Origin of the sequence: Halomonas eurihalina, assembly GCF_008274785.1 — a bacterium.
Taxonomy (GTDB): domain Bacteria; phylum Pseudomonadota; class Gammaproteobacteria; order Pseudomonadales; family Halomonadaceae; genus Halomonas; species Halomonas eurihalina.
On record NZ_VTPU01000008.1, the window covers coordinates 132,970 to 158,203 of the forward strand.

At 63.7% G+C, this 25,234-nt stretch carries 17 protein-coding genes and 1 pseudogene; 4 read left to right on the forward strand and 14 right to left on the reverse strand.

Features of this window, described 5'->3' with window-relative positions; translation table 11 throughout:
• The first annotated feature begins 109 nt into the window (after nucleotides 1–109).
• Complete coding sequence (fdxA, locus tag FZZ93_RS09865; RefSeq protein WP_013333504.1) at nucleotides 110–433, forward strand: ferredoxin FdxA; 324 nt, start codon at nucleotides 110–112, stop codon at nucleotides 431–433.
• 575 nt (nucleotides 434–1,008) lie between these two features.
• Here the strand turns inward: fdxA and eno are convergent.
• From eno to pilM, 12 genes and pseudogenes are all read right to left on the reverse strand, one after another.
• Nucleotides 1,009–2,301 (reverse strand): phosphopyruvate hydratase, encoded by a 1,293-nt coding sequence (eno, locus tag FZZ93_RS09870; RefSeq protein WP_149322157.1) that lies wholly within the window; start codon nucleotides 2,299–2,301, stop codon nucleotides 1,009–1,011.
• A 42-nt stretch (nucleotides 2,302–2,343) separates the two neighbouring features.
• Nucleotides 2,344–3,195, reverse strand: coding sequence for a 3-deoxy-8-phosphooctulonate synthase (gene kdsA, locus FZZ93_RS09875; protein WP_149322158.1), 852 nt, complete (start codon nucleotides 3,193–3,195; stop codon nucleotides 2,344–2,346).
• Nucleotides 3,196–3,200: 5 nt separating this feature from the next.
• Nucleotides 3,201–4,856 carry a CTP synthase gene (locus FZZ93_RS09880; RefSeq protein WP_149322159.1) on the reverse strand — a complete coding sequence of 552 codons (1,656 nt, stop codon included), beginning with the start codon at nucleotides 4,854–4,856 and terminating at the stop codon, nucleotides 3,201–3,203.
• Between the two features lie 361 nt (nucleotides 4,857–5,217).
• Nucleotides 5,218–6,636, reverse strand: coding sequence for an FAD-dependent oxidoreductase (locus FZZ93_RS09885; RefSeq protein WP_149322160.1), 1,419 nt, complete (start codon nucleotides 6,634–6,636; stop codon nucleotides 5,218–5,220).
• 37 nt (nucleotides 6,637–6,673) lie between these two features.
• Nucleotides 6,674–11,122 carry a glutamate synthase large subunit gene (gene gltB, locus FZZ93_RS09890; RefSeq protein WP_149322161.1) on the reverse strand — a complete coding sequence of 1,483 codons (4,449 nt, stop codon included), beginning with the start codon at nucleotides 11,120–11,122 and terminating at the stop codon, nucleotides 6,674–6,676.
• 491 nt (nucleotides 11,123–11,613) lie between these two features.
• The gene (gene aroB, locus FZZ93_RS09895; protein WP_149322162.1) at nucleotides 11,614–12,738 is read right to left on the reverse strand and encodes a 3-dehydroquinate synthase; all 1,125 of its coding nucleotides are present in this window, start codon (nucleotides 12,736–12,738) and stop codon (nucleotides 11,614–11,616) included.
• Nucleotides 12,739–12,742: 4 nt separating this feature from the next.
• On the reverse strand, nucleotides 12,743–13,285 hold the full coding sequence (aroK, locus tag FZZ93_RS09900) for a shikimate kinase AroK (RefSeq protein WP_149322163.1): 543 nt from the start codon (nucleotides 13,283–13,285) through the stop codon (nucleotides 12,743–12,745).
• Nucleotides 13,285–14,499, reverse strand: a pseudogene (locus FZZ93_RS09905) (type IV pilus secretin PilQ); the annotation flags it as partial. The pseudogene FZZ93_RS09905 and the gene aroK, both read right to left, overlap by 1 nt.
• Nucleotides 14,500–14,654: 155 nt before the next feature.
• The gene (locus FZZ93_RS09910) at nucleotides 14,655–15,158 is read right to left on the reverse strand and encodes a pilus assembly protein PilP (RefSeq protein WP_149322165.1); all 504 of its coding nucleotides are present in this window, start codon (nucleotides 15,156–15,158) and stop codon (nucleotides 14,655–14,657) included.
• Complete coding sequence (locus tag FZZ93_RS09915) at nucleotides 15,155–15,772, reverse strand: type IV pilus inner membrane component PilO (RefSeq protein ID WP_149322166.1); 618 nt, start codon at nucleotides 15,770–15,772, stop codon at nucleotides 15,155–15,157. Before FZZ93_RS09915 ends, FZZ93_RS09910 begins: the two co-directional genes overlap by 4 nt.
• Nucleotides 15,769–16,317, reverse strand: coding sequence for a PilN domain-containing protein (locus tag FZZ93_RS09920; RefSeq protein WP_187774504.1), 549 nt, complete (start codon nucleotides 16,315–16,317; stop codon nucleotides 15,769–15,771). The genes FZZ93_RS09915 and FZZ93_RS09920 overlap by 4 nt, the downstream gene beginning before the upstream one ends.
• Complete coding sequence (gene pilM / locus FZZ93_RS09925; protein ID WP_149322168.1) at nucleotides 16,314–17,333, reverse strand: type IV pilus biogenesis protein PilM; 1,020 nt, start codon at nucleotides 17,331–17,333, stop codon at nucleotides 16,314–16,316. The genes FZZ93_RS09920 and pilM overlap by 4 nt, the downstream gene beginning before the upstream one ends.
• 245 nt (nucleotides 17,334–17,578) lie before the next feature.
• Here pilM and FZZ93_RS09930 point away from each other — a divergent pair, with 245 nt between their 5' ends.
• Nucleotides 17,579–20,107 (forward strand): penicillin-binding protein 1A, encoded by a 2,529-nt coding sequence (locus tag FZZ93_RS09930; RefSeq protein WP_149322169.1) that lies wholly within the window; start codon nucleotides 17,579–17,581, stop codon nucleotides 20,105–20,107.
• Between the two features lie 91 nt (nucleotides 20,108–20,198).
• A complete protein-coding gene (locus FZZ93_RS09935) occupies nucleotides 20,199–20,951 on the forward strand; it encodes a DUF481 domain-containing protein (protein WP_149322170.1) in 753 nt (250 codons plus the stop codon).
• 66 nt (nucleotides 20,952–21,017) lie between these two features.
• Here FZZ93_RS09935 and FZZ93_RS09940 read toward each other — a convergent pair whose 3' ends face one another.
• Nucleotides 21,018–22,292 carry a malic enzyme-like NAD(P)-binding protein gene (locus FZZ93_RS09940; RefSeq protein ID WP_149322171.1) on the reverse strand — a complete coding sequence of 425 codons (1,275 nt, stop codon included), beginning with the start codon at nucleotides 22,290–22,292 and terminating at the stop codon, nucleotides 21,018–21,020.
• A gap of 264 nt (nucleotides 22,293–22,556) precedes the next feature.
• Nucleotides 22,557–22,769, reverse strand: coding sequence for a 50S ribosomal protein L31 (gene rpmE, locus FZZ93_RS09945; protein WP_149322172.1), 213 nt, complete (start codon nucleotides 22,767–22,769; stop codon nucleotides 22,557–22,559).
• Between the two features lie 144 nt (nucleotides 22,770–22,913).
• Between rpmE and FZZ93_RS09950 the strand changes: the two genes are divergently transcribed.
• Nucleotides 22,914–25,151, forward strand: coding sequence for a primosomal protein N' (locus FZZ93_RS09950; RefSeq protein ID WP_149322173.1), 2,238 nt, complete (start codon nucleotides 22,914–22,916; stop codon nucleotides 25,149–25,151).
• Nucleotides 25,152–25,234: the final 83 nt, after the last annotated feature.

A 25,234-nucleotide genomic window follows, 5' to 3' on the forward strand; every position in this document is an offset into this window, starting at 1 on the left:
GGGGCCAGAAAGCTCACTATATTATAAAAGAAATGGTTTTTATAACCCAAATTCATCATACGAGACCGATTGGCCGTGGCGCAACCCGGCCCGAGGAAGGGAGACAGACATGACATTCGTCGTCACCGAAAACTGCATCAAGTGCAAGTACACCGACTGTGTCGAGGTCTGCCCGGTGGACTGCTTCTATGAAGGCCCCAACTTCCTGGTGATCCACCCCGACGAGTGCATCGACTGCGCCCTGTGTGAACCGGAGTGCCCGGCCGAGGCGATCTATTCGGAGGACGAGCTACCGGAGGGACAGGAACAGTTCATCGAGATCAACGCCGAACTCTCCGAGACCTGGCCGAACATCACCGAGAAGAAGGACCCGCCGGAAGACGCCGAGGAGTGGGACGGCAAGACCGGCAAGCTGGAGCACCTGGAGCGCTGAGCCAGCACGGCAGGCGCGCCTGCCTGTGCTCCCTGCGACAGGCGGCTTTCGCGACCGAGCACCGGCTCGCGTGACCATGCCGATGGCGGAACGCAAAGATGCCGGATGTCGTGAGACATCCGGCATCTTTGCATCTGCTGCCATGTCCAAGGAGACACATCAGTTCAAGGAGAACATCAGACAAAAAAAGGCGGCCCGCAGGCCGCCCGCTCCTAGCCAATCCTTGAGCGAATCCTTTCGCTCATCGTCCTGCAAGTGCCGTCCATGCTCGGAGGCGACGTCCTGTCACACCGAGCGCACTCGAGACTGCATCCCGTGGCATCCTGCCGGAAGAGCTCCGCTCTCCCTTGTCCCGAGTGCATTGTGGCACGCCTGCGAAGCTTCTCAAGTGGCCCGAATGACAGCAAACCAGGTGTGTCGTCATAGGCTTCTTCAAAAAAGCCACTCAATATCAATAAGATAAAAAAAGACCGCTGCGAAAGGCAGCGGTCTTCGTAGGAACTTTGTCATTAATGTCTTCGGGTATCTGTAGGAAATCTCCTACAAATCAAAGGACCAATAACAACATCGTTCGCTTATTGCCCCTTGATGGCACCGCGCCCGGGGTAAGCCACCCGCTCGCCGAGATCGCGCTCGATCACCAGCAGGCGGTTGTACTTGGCAACCCGGTCACTGCGGCACAGCGAGCCTGTCTTGATCTGACCGGCGCTGGTACCCACGGCCAGATCGGCGATAGTGGTGTCCTCGGTCTCGCCGCTGCGGTGCGAGATGACGGCGGTAAAGCCGGCATCCTGGGCCATGCGAATGGCGTCCAGGGTCTCGGAGAGCGAGCCGATCTGGTTGAACTTGATCAGGATGGAGTTGCCGATTCCCTCATCGACACCGCGCTTGAGGATACGCGTATTGGTGACGAAGAGATCGTCGCCGACCAGTTGCACGCGATCACCGAGCTTGTCGGTCAGCGCCTGCCAGCCGTCCCAGTCGGACTCATCCATGCCATCCTCGATGGAGACGATGGGATACTGGTCGCACAGATCGGCCAGGTAGTCGACGAAGCCCGCCGCGTCAAAGGACTTGCCTTCGCCGGACAGTGCGTACTGGCCATCCCGGTAGAATTCGCTGGAAGCGCAATCCAGCGCCAGGGTGACATCGCGGCCGAGTTCATAGCCGGCATCCGCCACGGCCTGCTTGATCACCGCCAGCGCTTCGGCATTGGACTCGAGGTTCGGCGCGAAGCCCCCCTCATCGCCCACGGCAGTGGACAGGCCACGCGCGGCCAGCACCTTCTTCAGGGCGTGGAACACCTCGGCTCCCATGCGCAGAGCCTCGCGGAAGTTCTCGGCGCCCACCGGCTGGATCATGAACTCCTGAATATCGACATTGTTGTCGGCATGCTCGCCGCCGTTGAGGATGTTCATCATCGGCACCGGCATCAGGTACTGCCCCGGCTGGCCGTAGAGTTCGGCAATGTGGGCGTAGAGCGGCATGCCCTTGGCATTGGCCGCGGCCTTGGCCGCCGCCAGGGAGACCGCGAGGATCGCATTGGCGCCCAGCGTCGCCTTGTTGTCGGTGCCATCGAGCTCGAGCATGGCATTGTCCAGGCCCCGCTGGTCGCGGGCGTCCATGCCCAGCAGGCGCTCGCGGATCTCGCCATTGACGGCCGCCACGGCCTTCGACACCCCCTTGCCAAGGTACCGGGACTTGTCACCATCGCGCAGCTCGAGGGCCTCTCGGGAACCGGTGGAGGCACCACTGGGCGCGCAGGCTTCTCCCACGGCGCCGCTTTCCAGGCGCACCTCGGCCTGCACGGTCGGGTTACCACGTGAATCGAGCACCTCGAGGGCGCGAAGTTCGACGATCTTGGTCATAGGTTGTGTCGTCCTTAAGCGAGTCAGTCAGCGTTGAAAGAATCAGGCAATCTCGAGTGGCTCAAACCCCTTCACCAGGTCGTCCAGTGCCTTGAGTTGCGCCAGGAAGGGTTCGAGCTTGTCCAGAGGCAAGGCACAGGGCCCATCGCACTTGGCATTGTCAGGGTCGGGATGCGATTCCAGGAAGAGACCTGCCAGGCCCACGGCCACGCCGGCGCGCGCCAGCTCGGCGACCTGGGCGCGACGCCCATCGGCGCTGTCGGCACGCCCGCCGGGGCGCTGCAGGGAATGGGTGACATCGAACAACAGCGGATAGCCAGTCTGCTTCATGTCACCAAAGCCGAGCATGTCGACCACCAGGTTGTTGTAACCGAAGCTCGAGCCCCGTTCACAGAGGATCAGGCGGTCGTTGCCGGCTTCCTCGCACTTTCTCAGTATATGGCGCATCTCATGAGGCGCGAGGAACTGGGGCTTCTTGATGTTGATCACCGCGCCAGTTTCAGCCATGGCCACCACCAGATCGGTCTGGCGGGCCAGGAAGGCCGGCAGTTGGATGACGTCAGCGACTTCCGCCACCGGCGCGGCCTGCCAGGGTTCATGCACATCGGTGATCACCGGAACCCCGAAGCGCTCCTTGATCTCGGCGAGCATCGCCACACCATCCTCCAGGCCGGGGCCACGGAAGGAATGGATGGAGCTACGGTTGGCCTTGTCGAAGCTGGCCTTGAACACATAGGGCATGCCGAGCCGGGAGGTGACCTCGACATAGGCCTCGGCGACCTCGAGGGCCAGCTCCCGGGACTCCAGCACGTTCATGCCGCCGAACAGGGTCAGCGGCAGCGAATTGCCGACCCGAAGGCCGGCGAATTCGATGGGGCGTTCGGGGTCGGTCATCGCTCTCACTCCTGCGGTGTGGATTGGGCGCGACTGCGCTCCGCCTTGTGCTCCAGTGCCGCACTGACGAAGCCGGTGAACAGCGGGTGGCCGTCACGGGGCGTCGACGTGAATTCCGGGTGGAACTGGCAGGCCACATACCAGGGGTGATCGGACAGTTCGATCATCTCCACCAGGGAGCCATCGACGCTCTTGCCCGAGACGACCAGGCCAGCCTTTTCCAGGGCCTCGACGAACTGGTTGTTGACCTCGTAGCGGTGACGGTGGCGCTCGACGATCTCGTCGTCGCCATAGGCCTCGCGGGCCCGGGTTCCCGACGCCAGGCGACAGACCTGCCCGCCCAGGCGCATGGTGCCTCCCAGGTCCGAGGCCTCGTCGCGCAGTTCGATCTTGCCTTCCGGGCTGATCCATTCGGTGATGAGCCCGACCACCGGATGCTGGGTATCGCGGGTGAACTCGGTGGAGTTGGCATCTTCCCAGCCGGCCTTGTGGCGGGCGAACTCGATCACCGCCACCTGCATGCCGAGGCAGATCCCCAGAAAGGGAATCTTGTTCTCCCGGGCGAAGCGGGCCGTGGCGATCTTGCCTTCCACGCCGCGCTCGCCGAAGCCACCGGGAACCAGGATCGCATCCTTGCCGGCCAGTCGCTCGGGGCCGTGGCGCTCGATGTCCTCGGAATCGACGTAGTCGATGTTGACCTTGATGCGGGACTGGATGCCGGCGTGGATCAACGCTTCATTGAGCGACTTGTAGGCATCGAGCAGCTCCATGTACTTGCCGACCATGGCGATGTTGATCGACTTGAGCGGATTGAGCTTGGCGTCGAGCACGCGAATCCATTCGCTGAGATCCACCTCGCCGGCATCCAGGCGCAGCTTGTCGCAGACGATCTCGTCCAGGCCGTGCTCGTGCAGCATCAGCGGGATGCGATAGATGGTATCGGCATCCTGCAACGGCACGACCGCACGTTCCTCGACGTTGGTGAACAATGCGATCTTGCGACGCTCGCTTTCCTCCAGGTCGACTTCGCTCCGACAGATCAGGATATCCGGCTGGATACCGATGGAACGCAGTTCCTTGACGCTGTGCTGGGTCGGCTTGGTCTTGGTCTCACCGGCAGTCTTGATGTAGGGCACCAGCGTCAGGTGCATGAAGATCGCCCGGCTGGCGCCCAACTCACTGCGAATCTGGCGAATCGACTCGAGGAACGGCAGCGACTCGATGTCCCCCACGGTGCCGCCGATCTCGACCAGCGCCACGTCGAAATCCTTGCCACCCTCGTAGACGCGGCGCTTGATCTCGTCGGTGATGTGCGGGATCACCTGCACGGTGCCCCCCAGGTAATCCCCGCGACGCTCCTTGCGCAGCACGTGTTCGTAGACACGACCGGTGGTGAAGTTGTTGGCCTGGGTCATCTTCGTGCGAATGAAGCGCTCGTAATGCCCCAGGTCGAGGTCGGTCTCGGCGCCATCCTCGGTGACGAACACCTCGCCATGCTGGAATGGACTCATGGTGCCCGGATCCACATTGATGTAGGGATCGAGCTTGAGCATGGTGACCTTGAGGCCGCGCGCCTCGAGAATAGCCGCCAGCGAGGCCGACGCGATGCCTTTGCCGAGTGAGGACACAACGCCGCCGGTCACGAAGATATATCGTGTCATGGAGAACCTGTCGAAACGTGATCGGTAGGCCCGGCAGGAAGCCGCGCCAGGATGGGACCACAGAGTAGCAGATGACGGCCTCGTGCTCAATTTTGTCCTGCCACGGCTTCCCGGCGGCAGTTCTACGCGGAGGCGCTGTAAACCCTTCCCTGGGCGCTACCTTTTCCATCCATGGAAAAGGACCTCCGCTCCGAACTGCCACCGGTGCCGCCGACCATCAGTGCTTCCGCCACAAACGTCGAGTTACAGACTGCCGGCTCGGTGTTCGGGGGTTTCTTCCCCCTTCCAGCCCGGACGACGTCCGGGCGTTCTTTCCTCTTCCCTCTTTTCCCCCTTCCCTCTTCTGAACAACGTTCAGGGCTTAGACATCCAGATAGTCGAGGATGCCCTCACCGGCTTGGCGGCCTTCGAACACGGCAGTCACCACCAGATCAGAGCCACGCACCATGTCGCCGCCGGCGAAGATCTTCTCGTTGGTGGTCTGGAAGGCGTAGGCGCCTTCCTCGGGTGCCTTGACCCGCCCCTTCTCGTCGAGCTCGATGCCCACGGTCTCGAACCAGGGTGCCGGGCTCGGCTGGAAGCCGAAGGCGATGACCACCGCATCGGCGGGCACCACCTCTTCGGAGCCAGGCACGACTTCGGGGCGCTGGCGACCGTTCTCGTCGGGCTCGCCGAGACGGGTCCGCACGACCTTGATGCCTTCGACCCGATCCTCGCCGACCACTGCCACCGGTTGGCGGTTGAACAGGAAGTCCACGCCTTCCTCGCGCGCATTGGCCACTTCCTTGCGCGAGCCCGGCATGTTGTCTTCGTCGCGGCGATAGGCGCAGGTCACGGCAGCCGCGCCCTGGCGGATAGCGGTGCGATTGCAGTCCATGGCGGTGTCGCCGCCGCCCAGCACCACGACCTTCTGGCCCTCGAGGGACACATAGTCCGCCGGGTCCGTCTCGAAGCCCAGGCAGTGATTGACGTTGGCAATCAGGTAGTCGAGCGCCTTGTGCACGCCCGGCAGTTCCTCGCCGGGGAAGCCGCCCTCCATGTACTTGTAGGTGCCCATGCCGAGAAAGACGGCATCGTATTCCTCGAGCAACTGCTCGAAAGGCATGTCGCGCCCGATCTCGACACCAAGGCAGAACTCTACGCCCATCTCTTCGAAGACCGCCCGACGCCGCTCCATCACGGTCTTCTCAAGCTTGAACTCGGGGATGCCGAAGGTCAGCAGGCCGCCAATCTCGGGGTACTTGTCGAACACCACCGGCTTGACGCCGTTGCGTACCAGGATATCGGCGCAACCGAGCCCCGCCGGGCCGGCACCGATGATCGCCACCTTCTTGTCGGTCCAGGCGACCTTGGACATGTCCGGGCGCCAGCCCATGGCAAAGGCGGTATCGGTGATGTACTTCTCCACCGACCCGATGGTCACCGCGCCGAAGCCATCGTTGAGCGTGCAGTCACCTTCACACAGCCGGTCCTGGGGGCAGACCCGGCCACACACCTCCGGCAGCGAATTGGTGCGATGGGAAAGCTCGGCGGCCTCCAGGATGTTGCCCTCGCTGACCAGTTGTAGCCAGTTGGGGATGTAGTTGTGCACCGGGCACTTCCACTCGCAGTAGGGGTTGCCGCAGTGCAGGCAGCGGTGTGCCTGGGCCGCCGCGTCCTGGGGCTTGTACGGCTCGTAGATCTCGGCGAACTGCTTCGCCCGGGTACGCGCCGGCTTCTTCTCGGGGTCCTGACGACCCACGTCGATGAACTGAAAATCGTTGCTCAAACGGTTGGCCATGTTCTGTGCTCCTCTAGTACGAACCTGATCGCTTCACTCACTCCGGCTGACGCCGGGACTGGTCCAGCAGGCTGGCGAGACTCGCCGCCTTGGGTTTCACCAGCCAGAAGTGGCGAATGAAGTCGCTGAAGTCTTCGAGGATGTCGCAACCGCGCTGCGAGCCGGTCTCGGCGACGAATTCTTCGATGACTTCCCTCAGGTGTCGACGATGGGCCTCCATGGCCTCGGTGTTGACCCGGTGGATCTCCACCAGCTCGTGGTTGTACTTGTCGACGAAGGTGCGGTCCTCGTCGAGCACATAGGCAAAGCCACCGGTCATGCCCGCGCCGAAGTTGACGCCGGTCTCGCCGAGCACGGCGACCAGACCGCCGGTCATGTACTCGCAGCAGTGATCGCCGGCCCCTTCGATCACCGCCTGGGCACCAGAGTTGCGCACCCCGAAGCGCTCGCCAGCCTGGCCGGCGGCATACAGCTTGCCCCCAGTGGCACCGTACAGGCAGGTATTGCCGATGATCGCCGTCTTGTGGCTTTCGAAGCGGCTCTCTCGCGGCGGCACGATCACCACCCGGCCACCGTTCATGCCCTTGCCGACGTAGTCGTTGGCATCGCCTTCCAGGTAGAGGTGGAGCCCGCGAGCGTTCCAGACCCCGAAGCTCTGGCCGGCCACGCCGCGGAAACACGCGGTCACCGGCGCATCCTCGAGCCCCGCCTCGCCATAGCGCTTGGCGATGGTCCCGGAGGCCAGCGCCCCCACGGAGCGGTCGCAGTTGGTGATGGCAAACTCGAACTCCCCGCCGGATTTCTGCTCGATCGCCGTCTTCAGGGCGGCGAGCACTTCCTGGTTCTTGGCCCCCGGATCGTGGGGCACGTTACGCTCGACCTGGCAGAACTGCGGCGCCTCGGCCGGCACGAAGTCGTTGGTCATCAACGGCGACAGGTCCAGCCGGCGCTGGGAAGGTGTCACGCCCTCGATCGCCTCGAGCAGATCGGTGCGGCCGATCAGGTCGGTGAGCTGACGCACGCCCAGCATGGCCATCAGCTCGCGCACTTCCTCGGCAATGAAGCGGAAGTAGTGCTTGACCATATCCACCGTCCCGCGGAAATGCTCGTCGCGCAGGGCCTGGTGCTGAGTGGCGACGCCGGTTGCACAGTTGTTGAGGTGGCAGATACGCAGGTACTTGCAGCCCAACGCGACCATCGGCGCGGTACCGAAACCGAAGCTCTCGGCGCCGAGGATCGCCGCCTTGATCACGTCCAGGCCGGTCTTCAGACCGCCGTCGGTCTGCAGGCGAATCTTGTCGCGCAGGCCGTTGATACGCAGCGCCTGATGAACCTCGGGCAGGCCGAGCTCCCAGGGGCTACCGGCGTGCTTGATCGAAGTCAGCGGGCTCGCCGCCGTGCCGCCATCGTAGCCGGAGACGGTGATCAGGTCGGCATAGGCCTTGGCCACGCCGGTGGCGATGGTGCCGATGCCGGGCTCGGAGACCAGCTTGACCGAGACCTGGGCGTCGGGATTGACCTGCTTGAGATCGAAGATCAGCTGCGCCAGGTCTTCGATGGAATAGATATCATGATGCGGCGGCGGCGAGATCAGCGTCACGCCGGGCACCGCATAACGTAGCCGGGCGATCAACTCATTGACCTTGCCGCCAGGCAACTGGCCGCCCTCGCCAGGCTTGGCGCCCTGGGCCACCTTGATCTGCAGTACTTCAGCATTGGCCAGGTAGGCCGGCGTGACGCCGAAACGCCCGGAGGCAATCTGCTTGATCTTGGAACTGCGGATGGTGCCGTAACGAACAGGATCCTCACCGCCCTCGCCGGAGTTGGAGCGCCCTCCGGTCTCGTTCATGGCCTGGGCCAGGGCCTCGTGGGCCTCCGGCGACAGGGCGCCGAGCGACATGCCGGCGCTGTCGAAGCGCGGCAACAGGTTCTCGACGGGCTCCACTTCCTCCAGCGGCAGCGGCGTCTCGGCGGGCTTGAGCCGAAGCAGGTCGCGAATGGTAGCCGGATCGCGCTCGTTGACCAGGGCCGCGAATTTCTTCCACTTGGTGTAATCGCCTTCCTGCACGGCTTCCTGCAGTGCCTTGATCACATCCGGGTTGTAGGCGTGGTACTCGTGGCCATGCACGTACTTCATCAGGCCGCCGTGAGAAATGCTCTTGCGCGGCTTCCAGGCATCCTTGGCCAGCAGCTCCTGCTGCAGTTGCAGCTCGGCGAAGCCAGTGCCCTCGATGCGCGAGGCCATGCCGGTAAAGCACATGTCCATGACCTCGGACGCAAGGCCCACGGCCTCGAACAACTGAGAGCCGCGGTAGGAAGCCAGCGTCGAGATCCCCATCTTCGAGAGAATCTTGAACAGCCCCTTCTGCAGCCCCTTGCGATAGTTTTCCCGGGCATCGGCGGGATTGCCGACCAGTTCGCCAGTGCGATGCATGTCGGCCATGACCTGATAGGCCAGCCAGGGGTAGACCGCCGTGGCCCCGACCCCGAACAGCACCGCCATCTGGTGGGCATCGCGGGCGTAACCGGTCTCGACGATCAGGTTGACGCGAGGCCGCAGTGCCAGTCGGCCCAGGTGATGATGCACCGCCCCCACTGCCAGGGCGGCATGAATGGGCAGTTGCCCCTTCTCCAGGTTGGCGTCGGACAGCACCAGTAGCACTCGATCGCCGCGAGCGGCCTTCTCGGCCTCGGCGCAAAGCGCCTTCAAGGCGCCGTGGAGCCCTGTGGTCTCGGGGTCATAGGCCAGCGACAGCGTCTGGCTGGCGAAGGCCGGGTCCTCCTGAGTCACCAGGGCGGTAAACTTGCGCGGCGAGAGGACCGGGGTGGTCAAGATCAAGCGATGCGCGTGCTCCGGCGTTGCCTTGAAGACATTGAGCTCGGCGCCGATGCAGCTTTCCAACGACATCACGATCGACTCGCGCAGCGGGTCGATGGCCGGATTGGTGACCTGAGCGAACTTCTGGCGGAAATAGTCACTCAACAGCCGCTGCTTGGTGGAAAGCACCGCCATGGGCGTGTCGTCGCCCATGGAACCCACCGCCTCCTGACCGCTTTCGGCCAGGGGACGCAGGATCTGGTCACGCTCCTCGAAGCTGATCTGGAACATCTTCTGCTGCACGGCCAGGGCATCGGCATCCATATTCTGGAAGCGTGCCAGCTCGGTGAGCGCCGACTCCAGGTAGTTGGCCTCCTGCTTGAGCCAGCGCTTGTAGGGATAAGCCGACTTGAGCCGCGAGTCGATGTCCTCGGTATGCAGGACCTCGCCGGTTTCGGTATCCACCGCCAGGATCTGGCCAGGGCCGACACGCCCCTTGGCCACCACGTCCTCGGGCCGATAATCGTAGGTACCGATCTCGGATGCCAGGGTGATGTAGCCGTTGCGGGTGATCACCCAGCGTGCCGGGCGCAGGCCATTGCGGTCGAGCATGCAGACCGCTTGGCGGCCATCGGTCATGACCACACCAGCCGGGCCATCCCAGGGCTCGGCATGCATGGAGTTGTACTCATAGAAGGCACGAAGATCGCCGTCCATGATCTCGACGTTCTGCCAGGCCGGCGGCACCATCATGCGCACCGCCCGATGCAGATCCATGCCGCCAGTGAGCAGCACCTCGAGCATGTTGTCCATGCTCGAGGAGTCGGAACCCGTGGTGTTGACGATCTCGTCGAGCTCGGCAATGTCGGGCAGCCGCTCGCTGGTGAAGTTTTCCTTGCGCGAGTTGGCCCAGCCACGATTGGCCTCGATGGTATTGATCTCGCCATTGTGGGCCAGCAGCCGGAACGGCTGGGCCAGCGGCCAACGCGGCGCAGTGTTGGTCGAGAAGCGCTGGTGGAAGACGCAGATGGCCGTCTCCAGGCGAGTATCGCCCAGGTCGCGATAAAAGGCGGGAAGGTCCACCGGCATCACCAGGCCCTTGTAGGACACCACCTCGGGCGACAGTGAACAGACATAGAAGTCCGCGTCGTCGCGCAGGGCCTGCTCGGCATGGCGACGCGCCATGAACAGGTCGACGTCGAAAGTGTCGCCGCTCGCCTCGCCGGGCTCGACGAACAACTGCCGGATGCGCGGCAGACAATCCAACGCCATGGGGCCACAGACACTGGGGTCTACCGGCACCTCGCGCCAGCCGAGCACGTTCAATCCGCGCTTGACCAGCTCGACTTCCAGGGTTTCCCGACATTGCGCTTCCCGGGCGTCGTCGTCGGGCAGGAAGATCGAACCGACCGCGAAGCGCTCGCCCAGCTCAGCGCCAAGTGCTTCCCGCGCCACTTCGCGCATGAAGGACTCGGGCATTTTCAACAACAGGCCGCAGCCGTCGCCGGTCTTGCCATCGGCGGCGATGCCGCCACGGTGCGTCATGCAGGTCAGCGACTCGATGGCGGTTTTCAGCAAGTCGTGGCTAGCCTGCCCCTCCATGTGGGCGATCAAGCCGAACCCACAGTTGTCACGGAATTCGTCGGGCTGGTGGAGACCTCGGTTCATGGACGTGCCTCAGCTACGAAGAGTTTTATTTGCAGAAATTATGTGTTATATTTTTATGTTTTTCTTTTTACACAGAGACGCTGATCAGGTCTCTAAACTGCACGGCAAAAGGCCGTCCAGAATAGCCAGCCCCCACCTTCAACGCAACGCCCCTCGTACCTCCCGCCCTGCGTTTTCTCCAGAAAATCCGTGACTTGCACATCCATTCAAGAAAAAAATCCTAGCAACTCAACAGTTTGCAAAACGTTGACGTGGTTCTCGGAGACTCATCACCCATAATGAGACTTTAGTCGCATAACTTTTCAAAACCCCATGCCGATATGGCATATGGCATGCAAATTCACGCAAAACGGCGATATGGACACCCCAAAACGACGACGCCCGCGACAAGGCGCGGGCGTCGTTATGCGAATGTCAGATGCTTGTGACTGGCAGCTCAATGAGTATTGTGAACCCCACCATCGTCCAGGATAGCTAGAATCAGTGCTCTCCTAGCGGCGTGGGAAGCCCTCCAGCAACTCGCTCAGCACCTCGGGCGGCGTCTCATCATGAATGCAGGCATCACCGAGTCGACGCAGTAGGATCAAGCGCAACCGTGTATCCAGGTTCTTCTTGTCCAGTCGCATGAGTGCCAGGAAGTCCTCCGCCTTCATGTCGGCCGGTGCCGCCAGCGGCAACGATGCCGCCTCGAGGATCGCGCGAACCCGTGCCACATCGGCCTCCGTGAGCCAGCCCAGCCGATGCGACAGTTCCGCGGCCATCAACATGCCGGCCCCCACGGCCTCGCCATGCAGCCAATGCCCATAGCCCTGATGAGTCTCGATGGCATGGCCGAAGGTGTGACCCAGGTTGAGCAAAGCCCGCACGCCCTGCTCGGTCTCGTCCTCGGCGACGATCTCGGCCTTGAGACTGCAGCTACGCTCGATGGCGGACGTCAAGACGGCGGCATCGAGATGACGCAACGCCGGCATGCGCTCCTCCAGCCAGGACAGGAAGTCGGCGTCCCGAATCAGGCCGTACTTGATGACTTCGGCGAGCCCGGCAGAAAGCTCGCGGGGCGGCAGGCTTACCAGGGTGTCCGTATCGATCAGCACCGCCCGAGGCTGCCAGAAGGCACCGATCATGTTCTTGCCGCGCGGATGATTGACCCCGGTCTTGCCACCGACCGAGGAATCCACCTGGGCCAGCAGGGTCGTGGGCACCTGGATGAAGGCCACGCCACGCTGATAACTGGCGGCGGCATAACCGACCATGTCGCCAATCACGCCGCCGCCCAGGGCGATCAAGGTGCACCGACGGTTGAATCCGGCCGCCAGCAACTCGTCCCAGATGCGCTCGACGCTGGCCAGGTTCTTGGTCGCTTCGCCGTCGGGCAACACCAGCTCGCGCACCCCCAGATCGTCCGGCAGGCCGCGCTTGAGCGCCTCCAGATACAGTGGCGCCACCGTCTCGTTGGTCACGACCATCACCTGACGACCGGCCAGGTGATGCGTCAGCCACTGAGGGTCGCCCAGCAACCCCGGGCCGATATGGATGGGATAGCTGCGCTCGCCCAATGCCACTCGCAGAGTGCGCAGGGCATCATGGGACGGCGGAACTTCAGGAGATTGCGTCATGGCATCAGGCCTTGCATTGAAGTGGGTCGACCAGGCGTTCCACGCGGCGCAGGATATCGCCGACCACGGCGCGCGGACCACGGCGGTCAGTACGCACGATGATATCCGCGGTCGCCCGGTAGAGCGGGTCGCGCAGCGCGAACATCTCCTCGAGCACCTGACGGCGGTCGTTACGCTGTAGCAGCGGACGGTTGCGATCCTTGGCCGTACGCCGCAATTGCTGGTTCACGGTGGTATAGAGATAGATGACGGTGCCACTTTCGCGCAGGACCCGGCGATTTCCCTCACGCAGCACGGCCCCGCCGCCGGTCGCGATGACCACTTGTTCACGCTCGGCCAGCTCCCGGAGCATCTGGGATTCGCGGTCACGAAAGCCCGCCTCGCCCTCCACATCGAAGATCCAGGGGATATCGGCGCCGCAACGCGACTGGATCTCATGATCGCTGTCGAGGAACTCCCGCGACAACTCGGTCGCCAACAGGCGGCCGATGGTACTTTTTCCGGCCCCCATGGGACCGACCAGGATCAGATTGGGTAATGCCGGCATTAGTGAGTCGCCAGGTTGTCGTCCAGTATTCGGGGCGTAATGAATACCAACAACTCTACCTGATCGCTGCTGTTCTCGGTATAGCGAAATAGGTGGCCGAGTAGTGGCAAATCACCCAACAGGGGCGTCTTGAACAACTGACGAACCTGCTCGGTGGAGAGAATCCCGCCGAGCACCACCGTATCGCCGTCATCGACCAGCACCTGGGTAGCGATCTGGTTGGTATCAATGGCCGGGGCCCCGCCGAAGGTTTCCTGGGCCACGGTGTCGTTGTTGATCACAAGCTCCATGATGATGCGATCATCGGGTGTGATCTGGGGCGTGACTTCAAGGGACAGGACAGCTTCCTTGAACTCGACATTGGTGGCGCCGCTCGAAGTCGCCTCCTGATAGGGAATCTCGGTGCCCTGCTTGATCAGCGCAGTACGCTGATTGGCGGTGATCACCCTGGGCTGGGAGATGATCCGGCTCTTGCCTTCGCTTTCCAGGGCGCGCAATTCGAGGTCGAGCAGCACGTCGCCGGACAGGTAGCCGAAGCCAAAGGTCGTGGCCGGTGACCCAGCACTTCCCAGGTCCACGGCCAATCCACCCGATTCGGCCACGCCGCTGGACGCACCGCCGGCGTTGAGCCCGTTCGGCGTACTCCCTTCGTTGGCGGACAAGCCCCAGGAGATACCCAATTCGCGCGCCACGCTGTCCCGGGCGATGACGATACGCGCCTCGATGCGTACCTGGCGCACCGCCACGTCGAGACGCGCCAGCATCCGCCGAATCGCGGCGACACGTTCGGCGGAATCTTGCACCAGCAGCGTATTGGTACGCACATCCACGGCAACCCGCCCCCGCTCCGTCAGCAGGCCAATGCCCGTCTCGCCGCGCAACATGTCCGCCAGATCCTCCGCCTTGGCGTACTTGACGCGCAGATGCTCGATCACCAGCGGCACCTCGGGCACGATTCCCCCGGCTTGTTCTCTCCGGCTCCCGCGTTCCGCCAGTTCCTCGGCGGGCGCCACCATGATGACGTTACCTTGCCAACGGCTGGCCAGCCCCTGGCTTTCGAGAATCAACGCCAACGCCTGCTGCCAGGGCACCTCCTCAAGGTTTAGCGTCACCCGCCCGGACACGCTGTCACTGGCCACCAGGTTGAACCCGGTGACATCGGCGATGGCCGCCAGCGCAGTACGTACCGAAACATCCCGCAGATTGAGCGAGATGAGACGTGCGTCAGCACTGACCTTCTCGCCGACATTCTCCACCGCCTTCACCTGACAAGGCGATGCCACAATGGCCACCGCCAACAGGACTGCGCCCATCGCGCCATTCCACTTTCTTGCCATGTCCTCAGCCTCCATGCCGTGGGCGCGACGCTTCAGCCATCCAACCCCAGGATAACGTCGCGCTCATTCCAGCCCCCGTTGCCATCGGGGTGTTTCTCCATCAGGTGCACTCTTGTCCCTGAGATCGCGACAATGCGCCCCTGATGGCGCCCAAGGCGGCCACCGATACCCAGTCGATGCACGTTTCCTTCTGGCGTTTTCACCAGCACCCAGGCTTCGCCCGCGGTACTCAGCGTGCCCACCAGGGTCAATGCCTCTAGCGCATAGCCCTCGAGTGGCGCGCGGTCTGGCGACACTCCAGCCACGCCACGGCGCGCGCTCACCGGCTCAACGACCGAGAAAGGATTTGGGGAATTGGCGAAGCGATAGCTCGCCGCCACTGGCGCCGGTAATGCCGATACCTCTTCCACGGCTGTGGCCACGGCATCGGCGCGCCATGCCACGAGTTGCCGTTCCAGTGCATCGAGACCGGCGTCATGACAACCCCCCGACAGCACCCCCAATCCCAGAGCAGCAACGCGAACCCAGCGCATCATCCTTCCTCCTTGGCACTCGACGGTTCGACGCTGTAGGCCCTCGCCTGTACAGATAGGTGCAATCGCCCCTCTTCCACGGCCAGTCGCACATCATGCAAGGTGACCAAGCGTGGGAGATTGGCGACATCGGCAACGAAGTCTCCCAGCCGATTGAAGGACCCCGTCACCTGGATCGAAACAGGATGCACAACGACGAGCCCCGTTTCGGCGGCGTTTCCAAGCCGAACCGCCTCGATCGTCAATTGACGGTCGAGCGCCAGAGCCCCGACGTCGTCGATCAGCGACGCCATATCGGCCTTTTCGGGGAAGGCAGTTTGCAGCTCAGCCAGACGCTGCTCGAGCGCCGCCACCTGCTCTCGCAACCCCGACAGGTGCGCCGCGCGGGCGGCATCACGGCGGTACGCCTCCAGCAGCATGGCTTCCTCGCGCTTCGCCTCGTCCAGGGTCTTCACGGTCGGCAGTGCCAGAACAACGTAACTCCCAACACACACGACAACCGCCAGCAGAGCGCAACACAGCCATTTCAAGCCGAGTGGCCACCGATCGGCGTCACGAACGTCAAGCTCGCGCCACTCCAGTTGCCGCATACGCAGCCAAACCGGCATCCAGTTCATGACGAGCGCCCTCCTCGTCCTGCCTGCACCAGGTTCAGCCGGAACTGCCACCCCTGAGACAGGGGCACCACTTCCGACAACGATGGCGCCTCAAAGGCAGGCGACGCCTCAAGCGCCTGCAGTTGCGCGGCGATCCGCTGGTGACTGTCGGCCGAGCCAACCAGCATCAACAGCCCTCCTCGCCGCTCGAGGCTTAAATAGCGCACCCCCGCCACTCGTGTGGAGGCCAGGCCATTGAAGATGGCCAGGACCTCCCCACGCTTGTCGAGACGGCTCTTCAGCTCGGCCCGGCGTAGCACCAGATCAGCCAACAGAGCTTCCTGGCGCTCAACTGCCTGGACGGCGGAGCGTAGCGCCTCGGCATGGCGTTCGATGAGTGCATGGCGACGCTGCTGCGCCTCGAACCGATCAGCATGATGGCGCTCCAGGCCATACCCCGCCGCCACCCCGACCAACAGGGCACCCAGCAGCATGATTCGCCAGCGACGACGACGTTTCTCCCGCCAGGCATCGCGCCATGGCAGCAGATTGATATCGACACTCATGAACGCCCCCGCATCGCCAGCCCGCGAGCGATCAGCATATCCGGAGCCGCCTCGGCCAGGGCCCGAGCATCGACGCGAGGATGCCATCTCACTCCGTGCAACGGATTGGTCACCGCTACCTGCAGGCCACTTTCCCCCGCCAGTCGTCCCGCGAGTCCTGGCAACAGGCTGACGCTTCCCGCCAGCGCCATGCGCCGTATCTCACGCCCCCGACCTGCGGCATGATAAAGCTGCATAGCCCGGCCAACCTGCCGTGCCAGGGCATCGACACAGGGCGCCAGAGTGTCGTCCTGCCGGTGCTCAGTTCCATGGCGACCACGGGTTGCCTCGATCAGCACCCGCCCACCCAGGGCGATGTCATGCCGATAGACGACGCGCCCACGCTGCAGGATATAAAGGGTGCTGCTGTCGGTACCGATATCCACCAGCGCCACCCCTTCTCCGTCTTCCCCAGAGGGCGAGAAACGGATCCCGGGCACCGCCATCGCCCGTTCCACGGCAAAGGTATCGACATCCACGGCCACTGACGTCAACCCGACGCGACGCAACAGCTCGACACGCTGCTCGACGGTCTGACGCCGACAGGCAACCAGCAGCACCGCCTGCTGATCATCAGCATCGTCGAGTGCTCCCAGCGACTGGAAATCGAAGGTGATGTCATCGAACGGAAAGGGAATATGCTTGTCCGACTCAAGTTGGAGCCGGGACTCGATGTCGTCCTCGCCCAGCGAGGCGGGCAGGCTCAGGGTCTTGACGATAGCAGCCCCGGCCGGCACGGCAACACACGCCCGCTTGCCAAGTGGTTTGGCAGCGGCCAGGGCATGCGATAGAGCGTCAGCGACAGCACCATCATCATGAATACGATTTTCGATCACGGCGCCCATGCGCAGGGGCGCCATAGCAAGGCCCGATACTTGCGGCTCGACACCCTTGAAGCGAAACTCGATGAGCTTGACGGTCGATACGCCGATATCGACACCGATCAAGCCCTTGTCGGCTGCCTTGAATCGCCACATTGCTCACACCCTCCGGTGCGAGTCATGCCACGGACATCCAGTGCGTCCCTGCACCTTGGCGACTATCGTCGCACGCCCGTCCCCGAAGGTTAGATGCAAATGACAAATTCCACACAAAAACACTGTCGCCACCGGTCAACGCTGGTGGTCCCTTCTCCGTCTTCCTATAATGGCCGTCGCATCGCACGACCGCACTGCGCACCTCGCTACGACGTTCTTGTTCTCAGCACGGATACCGCGTTTTCATGAAGTTCCTCAGAACCCTGGTCTTTTCAGCACTCTGGCTGCTGGTTTCGCTTACCACCGCCTCGGTGCTGGCCGTGGTCGGCGCGGCACTGTATTTCGCCCCGGGGCTACCGGACGTCCGCCAGTTACAGGACTTCGAGCTGCAGACCCCGCTGCGCATCTTCACCCGCGACGGCAAGTTGATCGGCGAATTCGGCGAAGAGCGACGCATGCCGGTGTCGTTCGACGAGATCCCCGAAGGCATGGTCCAGGCCCTGCTGGCCGCCGAGGATGCCAGTTACTTTGACCATCACGGGGTCGACCCCAAGGGGTTGGCGCGGGCCGCCGTCGAGCTGGTCGTCAGTGGTGGCGACATACAGTCAGGGGGCTCGACCATCACCATGCAGGTCGCGCGCAACTATCTGCTGACCCTCGATCGGACCTATATTCGCAAGGTCCGCGAGATCCTGTTGTCGCTGGAGATGGAGCAGATCCTCAGCAAGGAGGAAATCTTCGAGCTCTACGTCAACAAGATCTTCCTTGGCCACCGCTCTTACGGCATCGCCGCCGCCGCCGAGGTCTACTATGACCGGCCGTTGGAAGAGCTGACCCTGGCCGAGCAGGCCATGATCGCCGGCCTGCCCAAGGCCCCCTCTACCTTCAACCCGCTGGCCAACGCCGAGCGTGCGCTGATCCGCCGCAACTGGATCCTGTTCCGCATGCGAGATCTCGGCTTCATCGACCAGGCCGCCTACCAGGAAGCGGTTCAGGAACCGGTCACCGCTCGCCGCCATGTCGCCAAGGCCGAGGTGCGAGCCGACTATGTCGCCGAAATGGCGCGCCAGTTCGCCACCGAACGCTTCGGCGACAAGGCCTATACCGGGGGCTATCGCATCACCACGACCCTCGACAGCGAACTCCAGCCCATGGCTCGACAGGCTCTGGCCAACGGCCTGATCGCCTACGATACCCGCCACGGCTGGCGCGGCCCCGAACAGACCGACATCCCGCGCAGCCTGGCCGAAGCCCAAGAGCGTACCGAGCGCCAGGGACTCGAGGAAGAACTCTCCGAGTCACCGGAGGTCATGGAAACCGCACGGCGCGCCGCCGAACGTAGCCAGACCGAGGTCGAAGGCATCGACGGCGACGTCAGCAACTGGCTGCAGGTGCTCGAGCGCACCCCTGAACTCGGCCCGCTGCAACCGGCCATCGTGATCGAGAGCCAAGGCCGCGAGATGCGCGTGCTGACCAGCGACCGTGAGATCAAGACGCTCGACTGGGACGGCCTCAAATGGGCCCGCCCCTATCACAGCGCCCGTAGCCGCGGCGCCACGCCCAGCAGCGCCGCCGACATCGCCACCCCCGGCTCTCTGGTGCGCATCATGCAGCGCGAGGACGACAGCTGGCGGCTTTCCCAGCAACCCGATACCCAGGGCTCGCTGGTCGTCATGGACCCCCAGACGGGAGCGATCCTGGCACTGCAAGCCGGCTTCGACTTCGACGCCAGCAAGTTCAATCGCGCCGTCCAGGCCCGTCGCCAATCCGGCTCCATCTTCAAGCCATTCATCTATCTGGCAGGACTCAACAGTGGCGATGTGACTCCCGCCACCGTGATCAACGATGCACCGGTGGTCATGCGCGATGGCAGCAACGAGCTGTGGCGCCCCAGCAACTCCAGTGGCGACTTTCTGGGGCCGACCCGGCTGCGCGTGGGACTGGCCCGCTCCCGCAACCTGGTGACGATTCGCCTGCTGCAATCGCTGGGCCTCGACCGCACCCTCGAGTTCCTCGATGAGTTCGGCTTCAACCCCGAACGCCTGCCCCACGGCCTCTCCCTCGCCCTGGGCAGCGCCAGCCTGACGCCGCTGGAAATGACCCGCGCCTACGCGACGCTTGCCAACGGCGGCTTCCGCGTCCAGCCCTGGTTCATCCAGAACGTGACCCGCGGCGAACACCATACCCTGGTGGAAAAAGCCGATCCCAAGGTGGCCTGCCGCGATTGCGCGCCCGGCCAGACGACCACCGAGATCGATGGCGAAACCTACCGGGTCGCGACCCGTATCGCCGATCCGGGCGCGATCTACATCCTCCGCGACATGCTCCGCGAAGTGGTTGAGCACGGCACCGCCCGTGGCGCCCTGGCGCTGGAGCGCGAGGATATCGTCGGCAAGACCGGCACCACCAACGACCAGCGTGATGCCTGGTTTGCCGGCTTCAACATGGACCTCGCCACGACCGTCTGGGTGGGCAAGGATGACAACTCGCCCACCGCCGAATACGGCTCCCAGGCCGCCCTGCCCATCTGGTTGGACTTCATGGGACAGGCGCTCGAAGGGCGCCCGGAGCAACTGCCCGAACGCCCCGAGAATGTCGTCGAGCGGCGCGTGGATCCCGATACTGGCCGCCTGCTGCGTGATGACCAGGGCGGCGGCATCCAGGAGCTGTTCCGCGCTGACCACCTGCCCAGCTACCAGCCGCGGCGCGTGGAACGAGAAGTCGAGCAGGAAAGCGGCTCGCAGGGCACCGGCATCTACGAAGCTATTTTCTGACCCCTGAGAGAAGAGGCGGCAGGACGCCGCCTCTCCTCATCGCCCGGACGTCACTCCAGCTTCCATTCACGATGACCGGGAGACCACCGTCATGCGTTTCAAGGTGCGCCACGTCCTATGGACCAGTCTGGGACTGCTGGCACTCGCCAGCGACGCCAGCGCTCGCCCCTTTTATTCGCCTCCAGCTCCTGCGGAGGATGCCCCGGCCTGGAGCGGCACGGCCGAACTCGGCTATACCAGCCTCTCCGGCAATACCGATAGCCAGACACTGATCACCAAGGGCCATCTGGCCTGGCTGACCGGCGACTTCACCCACAGCCTGCGCGGCGAGATACGTCACGTCACCCAGGACAACGAGACCAGCGCCGAACGCTACCAGGCGACCGCCCGTGAGCGTTACGACCTCAATGGCATGGACTACCTGTTCGGCTTCACGCGCTGGGATAAGGACCGATTCAGCGGCTACCACTACCAGATCACCGCCATCGCCGGTTATGGTCGCCGCGTACTGAACGACGACCGACAGGCGCTGGCCCTGGAAACCGGGCCAGGCTACCGCCACGACAGCCTGCCGGGCACGAGCGACCGCGACTTGAGTGTGGTCTACGGCGCCATGGACTATCAGTGGAAGATGTCCGATACCGCTACCTTCGGCCAGGAATTCTCCCTCGAACACACACGCGAGAACCTCACGTCACGTTCACTGACCTCACTGACCGCGAGCCTCAACGACCACCTGGCCCTCAAGCTCTCCCACGAGGTCGAGCACAACTCCCAGCCGCCCGAGGAAGCGATGGCCAAGGCCGATCACACCACCACCGCCTCGCTGATCTACGACTGGTAACCCATGAAACGACGCCGCCGGCCCTGGGGCCGGCGGCGTCGTCTTGCATTACACGGGATCGCGGGCTCAGCCGCCGCCATAGACATCATCCACCGTCTTCAGCGGATAATGGGCCGGATAAGGACGGCGCGCCACGCCTGAATCTACCGCCGCCTGGGCCACCGCCGAGGACACGCGCTCGAGCAGGCGAACGTCGACCGGCGTGGGAATGATGTAGTCACGACCGAAGCTCATGGCTTCCTTGTCGTAGGCCTCCAGCACTGCCTGCGGGACCGGCTCGCGCGCCAGGTCCTTGAGCGCATGGACCGCCGCCACCTTCATTTCCTCGTTGATGCGAGTCGCTCGTACGTCCAGGGCACCGCGGAATATGAAGGGGAATCCCAGCACGTTATTGACCTGATTGGGGTAGTCGGAACGACCCGTGGCCATGATCACGTCCGGACGAATTTCCCGCGCCAGGTCCGGATGAATCTCGGGGTCGGGGTTGGTGCAAGCGAACACCACGGGATTGTCCGCCATCCGACGAATGTGCTCCTCCGTCATCAGGCCGGGGCCGGACAGCCCGACAAAGACATCGGCACCCTCGATGGCATCCCCCAGCGTGCGCTTGTCGGTATCGACGGCAAACATCGCCTTGTACTGATTGAGGTCCTCGCGGCCGCTGTGGATCACGCCCTTGCGGTCCAGCATCACCAGGTTCTCGGAGCGCGCCCCACAGGCGATCAGCAGCTTCATGCAGGCAATCGCCGCCGCACCGGCGCCCAAGCAGACGATCCTGGCGCTCTCCAGCGACTTGCCGGCGACATCCAGGGCATTGAGCATGCCGGCGGCGGTGACAATAGCAGTGCCATGCTGGTCGTCGTGAAACACCGGAATGTTGCACTGCTCGATCAGGGCACGTTCAATCTCGAAACACTCAGGTGCCTTGATGTCCTCGAGGTTGATGCCCCCCCAGGTATCAGCGATGCGCGCCACGGTATCGATGAAGGCCTGTGGGCTTTCCGCATTGACCTCGATATCGGTGGAGTTGATGCCGGCGAAGCGCTTGAACAGCACGCCCTTACCTTCCATGACCGGCTTGCTGGCCAGAGGGCCCAAATTGCCCAGACCAAGGATGGCGCTACCGTCGGAAATGACGGCGACCAGATTGCCCTTCCCGGTGTAGAGATAGGCATTTTCCGGGTCCCGTGCGATCTCGCGAACCGGCTCGGCCACGCCCGGGCTATAGGCCAGGGAGAGATCTCGAGCCGTGGCGGTGGGCTTGGTCAATTCCACCGACAGCTTCCCGGGGATGGGTTTCGCGTGATAGTCCAGCGCCGCCTGTCTCTTCGCGTCTGTCATGCTGAGGATCCGATCTGCGATTCAGTAGGATATCCAGATTATAGAAAAAACTTCCATTTCTCAACTTTATGAAACTAGGCAGTTTTTCAAGCCAATTCAGTACCGATGTCGCTTATTTGTCGAATCTTATGGCAAGCAGCTCAGTCATAACGCATCCGTTATTGATGCATGGCAACTGGCAGGCAAACTGGCAGGCAAAAAAGAACCCGCCTCCAGGGGCGGGTTCCTCTCGTTTCCTCCGGCACATGGCCGCGAGGTATCGACTCAGCGCTTGAGGGCAGCACCGAAGCGCTTGTTGAAGCGCTCGACACGACCACCGGTGGTGGCCTGTTTCTGCTTGCCCGTATAGAAGGGGTGGCACTGAGAGCAGACGTCCAGAGACAGCTCGTGATTGGCGGTGGAGCCCACTTCGAAAGCGGCGCCGCAGGAGCAGGTCACGCTGACCGTCTTGTAATCCGGGTGGATACCTTGTTTCATCTTGAGCCTCGCAAAGCTGTATGCCGCCACCTGATCTTCTGCCAGGCACCGCATACGGTTTATCGGAACGTGCAAACCGGCTGCCCGCGCCATCAAGGTGACGCGGCGGCGGAGTATTCTAGCAGAGCCGGCACCGGAGGCCAATTGCCCGATTTCCTTCGCCCCACCCCTCGTGTTCTGAGGGTCGCCATACCTTCGCCATTGCGCCGGCTGTTCGACTATCGCCCCGCGGGCCCGGCACCCTCGGACGGCTGGCATCCGGGGCTGCGGGTACGCGTGCCCTTCGGGCGGCGCCAGGTGGTCGGCGTGATCATCGAGTGCCGCGATGAGAGCGAGCTGCCACTGGCCGACCTCAAGCCGATCGATGCCTGCCTGGATGACGCCCCCCTGCCCGAAGACTGGCTCTGGCTGTGCCGCTTCACCGCCCGCTATTACCAGCATGCCATCGGCGACACCCTCCATCACGCCATGCCCGCCCTGCTCCGCCAGGGGCGCGCCCTGGCCGCACGCACCCGGGAGCACTGGAACGTCACCGAGGCAGGGCACGCCGATGCCCCGGCAGGACTCGAACGTGCCCCGCGTCAGGCTGCCCTGCTAGCCATGCTGCGCCAGCATCCGCACGGCCTGGTCACACAGGCCGTACTGGCCCAGTCCTTCACTCGCGAGCAGCTCAAGGCCCTGGTCAACAAGGGGCTCATCGAACGTCACGAACAACCCGTGACCGGCGGCGGCCCACCGAAAGGTCCCGCGCTCGCCGAGCCGGCCCTGCCCTTGAACGGCGAACAGGCGGCCGCCATGGGCGCGCTGCACGAAGGACTGGACGCCTTTCACCCTTGCCTGCTGCACGGCGTCACGGGCAGCGGCAAGACCGAAGTTTATCTGCAACTGATCGAGGCAGTCGTCGGCCGACAACGCCAGGCGCTGGTCCTGGTTCCCGAAATCGGCCTGACGCCCCAGACCCTGGAGCGCTTCCGCAAGCGCTTCCAGGTACCGGTAGTGGCATTGCACTCCGGTCTCACCGACCATGAACGCCTGGATGCCTGGGAAGCCGCCGCCAACGGCCGAGCGCCCATCGTCATCGGCACCCGCTCGGCGATCTTCACGCCCCTGGCTCGCCCCGGCGCGATCATCGTCGACGAGGAACACGACGGCTCTTTCAAGCAGCAGGAGGGGCTGCGCTATCACGCCCGAGACTTAGCGATAATCCGAGCCCACCGGCATGGCATTCCGGTCGTGCTGGGCAGCGCCACTCCTTCGCTGGAGTCGCTGCACCGCGCACGGGCCGGCGACTACCGCCACCTGCGCCTGACCCGCCGCGCCAGCCGCCATGCCCCGGCCCGACTGGAACTGGTCGACCTGCGCGGCCGCCCCCGCCAGGGCGGCTTGATCGCCCCTGTCATCGATGCCATCAAGACGACCCTGAATGCCGGGCACCAGATCCTGGTGTTCATCAATCGCCGCGGCTTCGCTCCCACCCTGGCCTGTCACGCCTGCGGCTGGCTGGCCGAGTGTAACCACTGCGATGCTCACATGACCCTGCATCGCCAGCCGCCGCTGCTGGCCTGCCACCACTGCGATCACCGACGCGGCCTGCCCGATGCCTGCCCCGATTGCGGCAGCGCCGATCTACGCCCCCTGGGCAGCGGCACGGAACGCACCGAAGAAACCCTGGCGGAACGCTTTCCCGACATTCCCGTGCATCGCATCGACCGCGACAGCACCCGGCGACGCGACGCCCTGGAGCGCACCCTCGGCGAAGTGCGCCGGGGCGAGCCCTGCCTGCTGGTGGGCACCCAGATGCTGGCCAAGGGCCACCACCTGCCGCACGTCAACCTGGTCGTCGTGGTCAACGCCGACGCCGGTCTTTACGCCAGCGACTTTCGCGCCCTGGAGCACAGCGCCCAGCTCCTCGAGCAGGTCGCCGGCCGCGCCGGTCGCTCCTCTCATCCCGGTCGCGTGCTGGTACAGACCCTGCACCCCGACGATCCCAACCTCAGGCTCCTGGCGGCTCGCGGCTACGACGCCCTGGCCGAGCAACTGCTCGAGGAAAGGCGTGCTGCCAGCCTGCCACCCTTTCGCTTTCTAGCCCTGCTGCGCCTGGAAAGCCCACGCGATAGCGACGTCAACGAACTCGGCGAGCGGGTCGCCGAAGCCACCCGCGAACATATCGAACAGCGCGGCCTGAACGTCGACTGCCTCGGCCCAGTCCCCGCGCCCATGGAACGCCGCCAGAACCGCTACCACATGCAGGTGATGCTCGGCGCCGACAAACGCAGTCACCTTCACGAAGCCGGCGCCTGGCTCATCGCCTGGCTGGAAGCCGAACCCACCGCACGGCGCGTACGCTGGTCGCTGGACATCGACCCGCAGACCCTCGCCTAGTGACGAGTGACGAGTGGCGAGTGACGAGTGACGAGTGACGAGTGACGAGTGACGAGTATCAGGCTACCCCACTACTCGCATCT

What these genes read in the sequence shown, in the direction of transcription:
- fdxA (WP_013333504.1), top strand. Translation starts at nt 110, where the DNA reads ATGACATTCGTCGTCACCGAAAACTGCATCAAGTGCAAGTACACCGAC.
- eno (WP_149322157.1), bottom strand. Translation starts at nt 2,301, where the DNA reads ATGACCAAGATCGTCGAACTTCGCGCCCTCGAGGTGCTCGATTCACGT.
- kdsA (WP_149322158.1), bottom strand. Translation starts at nt 3,195, where the DNA reads ATGACCGACCCCGAACGCCCCATCGAATTCGCCGGCCTTCGGGTCGGC.
- FZZ93_RS09880 (WP_149322159.1), bottom strand. Translation starts at nt 4,856, where the DNA reads ATGACACGATATATCTTCGTGACCGGCGGCGTTGTGTCCTCACTCGGC.
- FZZ93_RS09885 (WP_149322160.1), bottom strand. Translation starts at nt 6,636, where the DNA reads ATGGCCAACCGTTTGAGCAACGATTTTCAGTTCATCGACGTGGGTCGT.
- gltB (WP_149322161.1), bottom strand. Translation starts at nt 11,122, where the DNA reads ATGAACCGAGGTCTCCACCAGCCCGACGAATTCCGTGACAACTGTGGG.
- aroB (WP_149322162.1), bottom strand. Translation starts at nt 12,738, where the DNA reads ATGACGCAATCTCCTGAAGTTCCGCCGTCCCATGATGCCCTGCGCACT.
- aroK (WP_149322163.1), bottom strand. Translation starts at nt 13,285, where the DNA reads ATGCCGGCATTACCCAATCTGATCCTGGTCGGTCCCATGGGGGCCGGA.
- FZZ93_RS09910 (WP_149322165.1), bottom strand. Translation starts at nt 15,158, where the DNA reads ATGATGCGCTGGGTTCGCGTTGCTGCTCTGGGATTGGGGGTGCTGTCG.
- FZZ93_RS09915 (WP_149322166.1), bottom strand. Translation starts at nt 15,772, where the DNA reads ATGAACTGGATGCCGGTTTGGCTGCGTATGCGGCAACTGGAGTGGCGC.
- FZZ93_RS09920 (WP_187774504.1), bottom strand. Translation starts at nt 16,317, where the DNA reads ATGAGTGTCGATATCAATCTGCTGCCATGGCGCGATGCCTGGCGGGAG.
- pilM (WP_149322168.1), bottom strand. Translation starts at nt 17,333, where the DNA reads ATGTGGCGATTCAAGGCAGCCGACAAGGGCTTGATCGGTGTCGATATC.
- FZZ93_RS09930 (WP_149322169.1), top strand. Translation starts at nt 17,579, where the DNA reads ATGAAGTTCCTCAGAACCCTGGTCTTTTCAGCACTCTGGCTGCTGGTT.
- FZZ93_RS09935 (WP_149322170.1), top strand. Translation starts at nt 20,199, where the DNA reads ATGCGTTTCAAGGTGCGCCACGTCCTATGGACCAGTCTGGGACTGCTG.
- FZZ93_RS09940 (WP_149322171.1), bottom strand. Translation starts at nt 22,292, where the DNA reads ATGACAGACGCGAAGAGACAGGCGGCGCTGGACTATCACGCGAAACCC.
- rpmE (WP_149322172.1), bottom strand. Translation starts at nt 22,769, where the DNA reads ATGAAACAAGGTATCCACCCGGATTACAAGACGGTCAGCGTGACCTGC.